General features: G+C 45.9%; 6 protein-coding genes. 1 reads left to right on the plus strand and 5 read right to left on the minus strand.

The genetic code is table 11. The features are described from left to right. Positions 1-99 precede the first annotated feature (99 nt). From IM477_RS00070 to IM477_RS00090, 5 genes are all read right to left on the minus strand, one after another. Entirely contained in the window at positions 100-573 is a 474-nt protein-coding gene (locus IM477_RS00070; RefSeq protein WP_287729937.1) for a phosphate-starvation-inducible PsiE family protein, read from the minus strand. A gap of 487 nt (positions 574-1,060) precedes the next feature. Then, on the minus strand, positions 1,061-1,900 hold the full coding sequence (locus IM477_RS00075; protein ID WP_002759200.1) for a nitrate ABC transporter ATP-binding protein: 840 nt from the start codon (positions 1,898-1,900) through the stop codon (positions 1,061-1,063). Between the two features lie 79 nt (positions 1,901-1,979). After that, positions 1,980-3,998 carry an ABC transporter ATP-binding/substrate-binding protein gene (locus tag IM477_RS00080; protein WP_287729938.1) on the minus strand — a complete coding sequence of 673 codons (2,019 nt, stop codon included), beginning with the start codon at positions 3,996-3,998 and terminating at the stop codon, positions 1,980-1,982. Between the two features lie 69 nt (positions 3,999-4,067). Then, positions 4,068-4,898 (minus strand): nitrate ABC transporter permease, encoded by an 831-nt coding sequence (gene ntrB / locus IM477_RS00085; protein ID WP_286825572.1) that lies wholly within the window; start codon positions 4,896-4,898, stop codon positions 4,068-4,070. A 112-nt stretch (positions 4,899-5,010) separates the two neighbouring features. After that, positions 5,011-6,369: a CmpA/NrtA family ABC transporter substrate-binding protein gene (locus IM477_RS00090; protein ID WP_287729939.1), complete on the minus strand. Its 1,359-nt coding sequence runs from the start codon at positions 6,367-6,369 to the stop codon at positions 5,011-5,013. 537 nt (positions 6,370-6,906) lie between these two features. On the opposite strand from IM477_RS00090, the gene IM477_RS00095 reads away from it, so the two are divergent. Next, positions 6,907-7,989, plus strand: a complete 1,083-nt coding sequence (locus IM477_RS00095; RefSeq protein WP_287729940.1) for a molecular chaperone DnaJ — start codon at positions 6,907-6,909, stop codon at positions 7,987-7,989. Positions 7,990-8,426 lie beyond the last annotated feature (437 nt).

The raw sequence follows: 8,426 nt of genomic DNA on the forward strand, positions 1-8,426 counted from the left end.
TGCACCTGTTTCGCTCGTAAAGCCACAAAACCCTTACCTTGCCTACATTTCACATTTATTCAGCCAGCCCTAATTATGTCTGGGTAGTTAATCACTACTTCAAGAACGATTATCGCGATTAACTTTTCTGATTAACCAATAACTTGCCGCTAAAGCTAAGGTCCCCACGGTGAGGGCAATTAAATCATCTTTACTGTATTTATTGGGATCAAAAATAATAATTTTTCGAGAGATGGCAATCAGGGCAGTAACAACGACTAATTCAACCTGTACGATGTGTTTTCTTAAGTAAGCAGTGACGTTTTCTAATAACTCTAAGGCGATTAAAATATTGAGAAATAATCCGAAGATTTCAATTAAAGTTTTGCTAAAAAAACCGACGGGTTCCGTAGTAAATAAATCTTTGATTAGGATAACTACTAAATCATAAAGAGAAACAATAATAACAACAATTAAGGCTACAGACAAAACCTTAGAAACTAAGTTTTCAATGAGATGAATCGACCTCATGAAATTTTCATCGCGCCATTGTTGACCGAAATTGATAAGTAGTTTCCGTATCTGTTTGAGCATGATCGATTAAGTAAAAAGTAAAAATTGTTATTGTATTTGATTGCTAATTGTTCTATAGCGGTGTGCAGTCGTATGAGGTACAGTGTCACGAGCTATAAACCATGCTAGGCAAAGCTTGGTCTGTATCTCACTCAAGCGCTTACCGCTATATTTAGCTAACAAGTAAGCTGATCCCCCCTTAATCCCCCCTTGATAAGGGGGGTGCTGATCTCCCCTTGATCCCCCCTTGATAAGGGGAGTATCTGACAATTTTTAACATCTAAGTGGGTGGGTGGAATTAAATATAAAATGAACGTAGGTTGGGTTGAAGCATGAAACCCAACACCCGCATGGGTTACGCTACCGCTAACCCATCCTACAAATAATTGTGCCTACCTACTTACCTAGTTAGAGATAATTTTACTTGAAGAAGGCTTCCCCAGAAAAAAAATCTAGGTGCGATCGCTGTTAAGTCAACCGCACCCCAAACTAATACAAATGCTCACATCTAGCTAACATCATCGTGAGCGAAACGATTATAGAGGAAGTCGAGGGCATAGTTACGCAGACGATAATATTCAGGATCCTCCATAATTCTCTCCCGATCGCGGGGACGGGGGAAATGAATATTCATCACTTCGCCGATTTTCGCTTCTGGTCCATTGGTCATCATTACCAGCTTATCAGCGAGGAAAAGGGCCTCATCGATATCGTGGGTGATCATCAACACCGTACAGCGTTTATCTTGCCAGATTTTCAGCAATTCTTCCTGTAATTCCTCTTTGGTAATCGCATCCAAAGCGCCGAAAGGTTCATCGAGAATTAATACTTCTGGACGGATAGAAAGGGCCCGGGCGATCGAAACCCGTTGTTTCATCCCCCCGGAGATTTGGGGAGGGGTTTTGTCCATAGCTTCGGTTAAACCCACCATCGCTAAATGTTCCCGCACGATCGAGCGTTTTTGTGCCTCTGGAGCATTGGGAGACACCGCATCTACCGCGAGATAGACATTTTCAAAAACGCTTAACCAAGGCAATAAAGCATAGTTTTGAAACACTACCATGCGATCGGGCCCGGGTTTAGTAATTTTCTTACCGTTAACTTTAACGATGCCATCGGTGGGAGAAGAAAAACCCGACACCATATTTAATAGGGTCGATTTACCGCAACCGGAGTGACCGATCACGCAGATAAATTCACCTTCATTGATGCTGAGATTAACATCCTTGAGGACGGTGTAGGGGCCTCTAGCAGTGGGATAAACCTTAGAAACTCCTTCAATGGTGACAAAAGCTTCTTTACTGGGGGTCTGGGTTGCTCGGTTAACGGTGTCGGTGGTAGTGTACATGATTAGTCTTTGGGGGAAATTAGATAATAGGAGCAATGGCTAGGGATAATTGGCTAGGAATTATCCCCTTAGTCGATTTTTAGGCAATTTTGCGAGATTCACTGGCACTAGGACGAGCATCAATAGCCACTTCGGCCATGGTGACGTTTTGTTTGATCTCTAAACTATTGAGATAACCGATAGGATCCTCGGCATCAAACTCGATACCATCGAATAAAAGGATCGGTGTGCGACGATATTTAATATCCCCTAGACCCAATTCCCGGGCCGCGGTACTAAAGACACCCACCCGACAGACGCGTTCGAGAATTTCTACCCAGTTACGGGGGAAAGGAATGTGGCCCCAGCGCGCCATTTGGGTCATCATCCAGAGGTGTTCGGTACGACTGGGACGATTGACTCCATCCCCAAAGAACAGATGGTGTGCATATTCTTTCATCGGTTGATCGAGACTGCACGCGTAGGAGTTAGGATCACCCAGTTGGATATAATCGATATTGGTACTAAGATACTGACGACTGGCGAGGATTTGACGAATTTCTTCCTGATTCCCTTCCTCGGCACAGTAGCGACAACCTTCCAGCAGTGCTTTAACTAAAGCGACATGGGTATTAGGGTATTTATTGGCCCAATCTTCCCGGACTCCCAGGGCCTTACCCGGGTGGCCCTGCCAGATTTCTAAGTCGGTAGCGACAGTGTAACCGATATCTTCCATAGCGGCCCGTAGGTTCCAGGGTTCACCGACACAGTAACCGTCAATACTACCGGTTTTCAGGTCGGCTACCATTTGGGCTGGGGGAATAGTTTCGAGGTGAACGTCTTGATCCGGGTCAATTCCCGCTGCCGCTAACCAGTAACGTAGGAGCAAATTGTGCATCGAGGAGGGGTGAACAATGCCAAAAATATGGCGCTGCTCCTTCGATTCCAATAGCATCTGTTTTAAAGCGTTACCGTCAATCACTCCCTCGTCATAGAAGCGTTTAGCGAGGGTGACACCGTTACCGTTACGAGTCATAGTCAGGGCGCTGACAATCGGCAAAGGTTGCTCCTGATAACCACCGACGGTTAACCAGGTGGGCATTCCCGAAGGCATTTGCGCCCCGTCGAGGAATCCCCCTGCGATCCCGTCCACAATGCCTCGCCAACTGGTTTCCCGGACCAAATTCACCTCATCTAGACCATGTTTAGTGAAGAATCCCTTTTCTTTGGCCACTGCTAGGGGCGCGCAAGCGGTGAGGGGAACAAAACCGATTTCTAGATTGACTTTTTCTAAACCGTGACGGGCAATTACTTCGACTTTGCGGGCGCGCAGTTTTTTGATCCGTTTTTGTTGGTTGAGGAAATAGATAATCTCGCTCCGGAGACTGTAGTAACTGGGGTGTTCTACCACTTCCATGCGTTTGCGGGGACGGGGGATATCCACTTCCAAAATACCGCCAATTTTTGAGCCGGGGCCGTTGGTGAGCATGACGATGCGATCGGATAATAGCACCGCTTCATCCACATCGTGCGTCACCATTACCGAGGTCATTTGGTATTCTTCGCACAGCTGCATTAACTGTTCCTGTAGATTACCTCTAGTCAGGGCATCTAACGCGCCAAAGGGTTCGTCTAAAAGCAGCACTTTCGGACGGATGGCTAGGGCGCGAGCGATCGCTACCCGTTGTTTCATCCCCCCCGATAATTCGTTGGGACGTTTATCCACTGCATGACGAAGATTGACCAGATCGATATATTTTTCGACTTCAGCTTTTCTTTCTTCTTCTGATAGTTGGGTGAGAACTTGATCGACGGCCAGAGTAATATTTTCTTTGACAGTTAACCAGGGTAAAAGGGAATAGTTTTGGAAGACTACCATGCGATCTGGTCCCGGTTTTTTAATGCTTTGACCTTGCAAAGTCACCACTCCTTCCGTGGGCAAATCTAAACCAGCGATCATGTTTAAGAGGGTTGATTTTCCGCAACCAGAGTGACCGATGAGGGAGATAAATTCCCCTTTTTTTATCTGTAAATCAATCCCTTTCAAGGCCACATATTCACCGCCACCACTAAGGGGGAATACTTTATCAATGTTATCGACAGCGACAAACAAACTCATAGTTTTTTCTCCTTAAATTGGCTCAAGTTTCAGTTATTTGAAAATGGGGAAAGTTTACCCATTGATTCCCTATTGACGAACGATTTGATTTTGCAACCAAGCCATAAAGCGATCGAGTAATAAACCCACACCACCGATATAAAACAGCGCGAGAATAATATCGCTGATGTAGTTATTTTGGTAGGCATCCCAGATAAAGAAACCGATACCGACGATACCCGACATAACGATTTCAGCCGCGATAATCGCTAACCAAGCTAAACCGATCGCAATTCTCAAACCAGTGAAGATGTAGGGAAGTGCCGAGGGAATTAATATCTTGAAGAAGAATTTTTTGCTGGACAATTGCAAGACTTGTTTAACGTTGATATAGTCTTGGGGAATTTGTTGGACACCGACGGTGGTATTAATCAAAATCGGCCAAACTGCGGTAATAAAGATAACGAATAAAGCAGCAGGTTGGTTTTGTTGTAAAGCGGCCAAAGATAGGGGAACCCAAGCAAGAGGAGGAACTGTTCTTAGGAATTGAAAAAGGGGATCGAGTGCCTTATTTAAGAAAGAATTTAAACCGACCATAATCCCAACGCCAATACCAACCACTGCGGCAAAAAAATAACCGATTAATACCCGTTGCAGACTCGCTAAAGTTTGCCAGAATAGTCCCTTATCAATGCCCCCACGATCAAAGAAAGGATACATTAAATAGGTACGAGTCCGTTCATTGGTGATTAGGTCGGATGGGGGGGGTAATTTGATTAATCCCAGCATCGAGACTAATTGCCAAACAATCAGAAAACCCAAGGTACCGATAATAGGGGGAAGAATATCTTGGGAATGCTTTTTCCAGAATTTACCGAAGTTGAAACCACCGTTACTTTTTCTGCTGACGCTACTTGCCATTTTGCCGTTTTCCTTTGTTGAAGATAAAGTTACTTGATTGGGGAGAGAAGAAAACACTTTTGGGATTAATAGACTAGATATTTTATGACCCTAGCCTACCGGGAAAAACTCGCTATTTTTTGATCTCCAAACTATCGAGATAAGCTTGGGGATTAGCGGGGTCAAAAGTTTTGCCATCGAAGAATTTTTCGACACCGCGGGAGGTACTGGTGGGAATATCGGCTGCGGCAACTCCTAATTCTGTAGCTGCCGCTTTCCAAAGATCCTCGCGGTTAACTTTGTCGATTAATGCTGAGGCAGTGGTTAAAGTTTCTTTCGGCAAGAAACCCCAACGAACACTTTCGGTTAAAAACCAGAGATCATGACTCTTGTAGGGATAGGAAACGCTACCGACGGGATCTTTCCAGTAGAAAACTCCTTTATTTTTGTCGGTGATTTCCGGTTTGCCGTCACCCATTTTCTGTATTCCTTTGAGGGGACCTGCGATAATTTCTTCTTTGAGGTTGAAATAAGCCGGTTTAGCGAGAATTGCCGCCGCTTCTGCCCGATTTGCCTCCTGATCGAGCCATTGCTGCGCTTCCATAATTCCTTTTAACACCGCTTTGGTGGCTTTCGGGTTTTTATCCACCCAATCGGCGCGGATAGCGAGGTATTCTTCCGGGTGATAGGGCCAGATTTCTGCGGTTAAAGCTGACATAAAACCGATCTGATCAGCCACAATTCTCGCCGGCCAAGGATCACCGGTACTAAACGCATCCATGGTTCCCGTTTTCATGTTGGCCACGGTTTGGGCGGCAGGAACCGCAATTAGGTTAATATCCGTATCGGGGTTAATACCACCGGCGGCTAACCAGTAACGAATCCAGAAGTCTTGGTTAGCTTTCGGGAAAGTATAGGCGGCTTTGAAGGGAGTTCCCGTCGTTTTCATGGCGAGGATGTAATCTTTGGCGGGTTTCAGGTCTAAACCGATATTTTTGCCCTCGTGTTTACCTGCGATCGCAATTCCGTTACCCTGGGTGTTTAACTGCGCTAACACATACATGGGGACTTTAACGTTATTTTTGGTGATTAGTCCCTCGGAAATTAGGTAAGGCATGGGCATTTGCCACTGTCCTCCGTCAATTCCGCCCGCATCTGCCCCAATTTCGACGTTATCTCTAGCGGAACCCCAGTTTGCTTGTTTGGAGACTTCCACATCGGGCATCCCGTGTTTGGCGAAAAAGCCTTTTTCCTTGGCAATAATTAAGGGTGCGGCCTCAACGATAGGAATATAACCTAATTTAATTTTGGTGGTTTCAGGAGCTTGTTCCGGGGCGATGGCGACGGGAGAAGCAACCGGGGCAGCGGGCGCGGTGGTGGTGGTTCCACCCGTACTGTCGGGGGGATTACCCAAACAACCTTTCAGGACAACAGCCCCTGCCGCTGAAACTGCCGCCGTGGTTAAAAATTTCCGTCTCGAAAAATTTGACATAGAATCTCCTACCTGCTGCCAAAGCAAGTATGTGTGCTGAATTATGGGTAAAGGAATCCCTCGCTAAACTTTCCCTCTAGCCCGTGCTATAGAAATTTAGCTATGGAATATTGAGTCTCGATTGAACTTACTAAATAAGTCTAGCGGAATTTGGAAAAAATAATTAATCCGAGCGAGAATTTTATTTACAAAAATTTAATTCGATTGATAAGAATTAATTAAGACCATTGATATATCTAGCTTCTAGCCACTTAAAAAGGTTTCCGCAGGAGCGCCGGCGCAGGGGTGATGGGGTGATGGGGTGATGGAAGTGGGGAAGTGGGGAAGTGGGGAGACCACTTCGTGCGCGTTGCGGGGGGAATTGGGGAATTGGGGAAGTGGGGAATTGGGGAAGTGGGGAAGTGGGGAGGTGGGGGAAGTGGGGAAGTGGGGAAGTGGGGAAGTGGGGAGAAACAATAAAATGAGCCAAGGGTGAGTTTTAGGAATGCGGCTCCTTCCGGCTTGGTAGAATGGACAATATGCTTTCACCCCAAAGTAATGACCAGATCTAAAAAGCCGAAATCACCGAACTCCTCTGATTCGCCCACCTCACCTTCCTTGGCTCTCTCTTCCCTACATTTTCGTTTCCAAGCTTTAGAGGAGGAGCATCAGTGGCTCCTCAAGCAGATTGGCAGAAAGCGCAACGAACTGAAGAAATTCCTCGACCAGATGCGTTCCCTGGCGACGGAGATTTTTCAGAGAGGGCAACCCCTCTATCAAAAACTTACCGACCTCGACCGCGAAATACACGCCCTTTTTGACGAAATCCTCACTGCTAGAAAAATGGGGCAGCAGACAAAAGAAAGGATTCTCGGAATTTACCAGACACTTCAGTTAACGGGGGAGATTAGCCCGAAATTTGAGGATGGAGATGAAGAACTGGACGAACTTTTCGGAGACGAAGAACCAGAAGGATCATCGGAGCAATCCGCGCAGGATTTCTTCTCTGGGGAAGACTCCTATGGCCGTCACGATGATGGAGCAGAGATATCACCTGAAAGCTCGCCTAAATCTCCTGAATCTAGACAAATACGCCGCACTTTCCTGAGAATGGCTGAGATTTTTCACCCCGACAAGGTTACGGATCCCGAAACTCGGATGCGTCACAACGAGATTATGAAGGAGGTCAACCGCGCCTATAAAGAGGGAGATATTGCCAGACTGCTCGAAATCGAACGACAGCATCAAATGGGAGACTCTTTCGAGGTTGAAGGCTCATCGGAAAGCGACCTCAAACGACAGTGCGAGAGGGTTGAAACCAATAACGAACTACTCAAAAAGCAGTACGAGAACCTGAAAAGAGAACTGCGCTCGGTGCGAAATACCCCGGAAGGCGAGATGGTGAGGGCCAGTCGCGCTTGTGAGAAGGATGGCATCGACCCGATTGAGCAAATGCTAGAGGAGATGAAATTACAAGTTCAATCCACCGAAAAAATCTATAATTTTGTCCGTGACTTCCGCGATAAAAAGATAACGGTTAAAGAGTTTCTGCGCGGACCGGTCAGGATGGGCAGAAGCCCGGAAGAGATGGAAGACATTCTTGATCAACTTCTGGAGCAACTTCGCGGAATCAGCCGTTGAAGAGAAAAAGCCAGTATTTAGGGTTTGCTGAAAAAGTTTTTCCCGGTGGCCGAGTGTAGGGTTTTACCGATTTTGAGGGAAAAAGTCCCGGAATTTTCCCTCCAATTATTCCTAAAAGGCGATTGTGTCCTCTGGGGGCGAAGCATTCGGGTATAACCTATCGCTGAAACCGTAGATTTCCTGTCCGAATGCTTCGCCCCTACTTTTTCAGCAAGTCCTATTCAATTTAAGATTATGAGTAATCGCCGTTGCACCTATTAACAGACAGTGATTTTTGATCTGCCCTAGCTGACTGACGGACACATTTTTCAATACAAAGACAAGTACTGTTATGTGAAAGCCTCAAACTCCTGAATAAAAGAAAAGTTAATTTTGCCATAATAATCCTGACGAGCTTTGCGAGAAGCAAAACAGGGAAAAGGGTCAACAGAAAATAA

Source organism: Microcystis sp. M090S1 (genome assembly GCF_020246295.1).
Lineage (GTDB): Bacteria > Cyanobacteriota > Cyanobacteriia > Cyanobacteriales > Microcystaceae > Microcystis > Microcystis aeruginosa.

What these genes read in the sequence shown, in the direction of transcription:
- IM477_RS00070 (WP_287729937.1), bottom strand. Translation starts at nt 573, where the DNA reads ATGCTCAAACAGATACGGAAACTACTTATCAATTTCGGTCAACAATGG.
- IM477_RS00075 (WP_002759200.1), bottom strand. Translation starts at nt 1,900, where the DNA reads ATGTACACTACCACCGACACCGTTAACCGAGCAACCCAGACCCCCAGT.
- IM477_RS00080 (WP_287729938.1), bottom strand. Translation starts at nt 3,998, where the DNA reads ATGAGTTTGTTTGTCGCTGTCGATAACATTGATAAAGTATTCCCCCTT.
- ntrB (WP_286825572.1), bottom strand. Translation starts at nt 4,898, where the DNA reads ATGGCAAGTAGCGTCAGCAGAAAAAGTAACGGTGGTTTCAACTTCGGT.
- IM477_RS00090 (WP_287729939.1), bottom strand. Translation starts at nt 6,369, where the DNA reads ATGTCAAATTTTTCGAGACGGAAATTTTTAACCACGGCGGCAGTTTCA.
- IM477_RS00095 (WP_287729940.1), top strand. Translation starts at nt 6,907, where the DNA reads ATGACCAGATCTAAAAAGCCGAAATCACCGAACTCCTCTGATTCGCCC.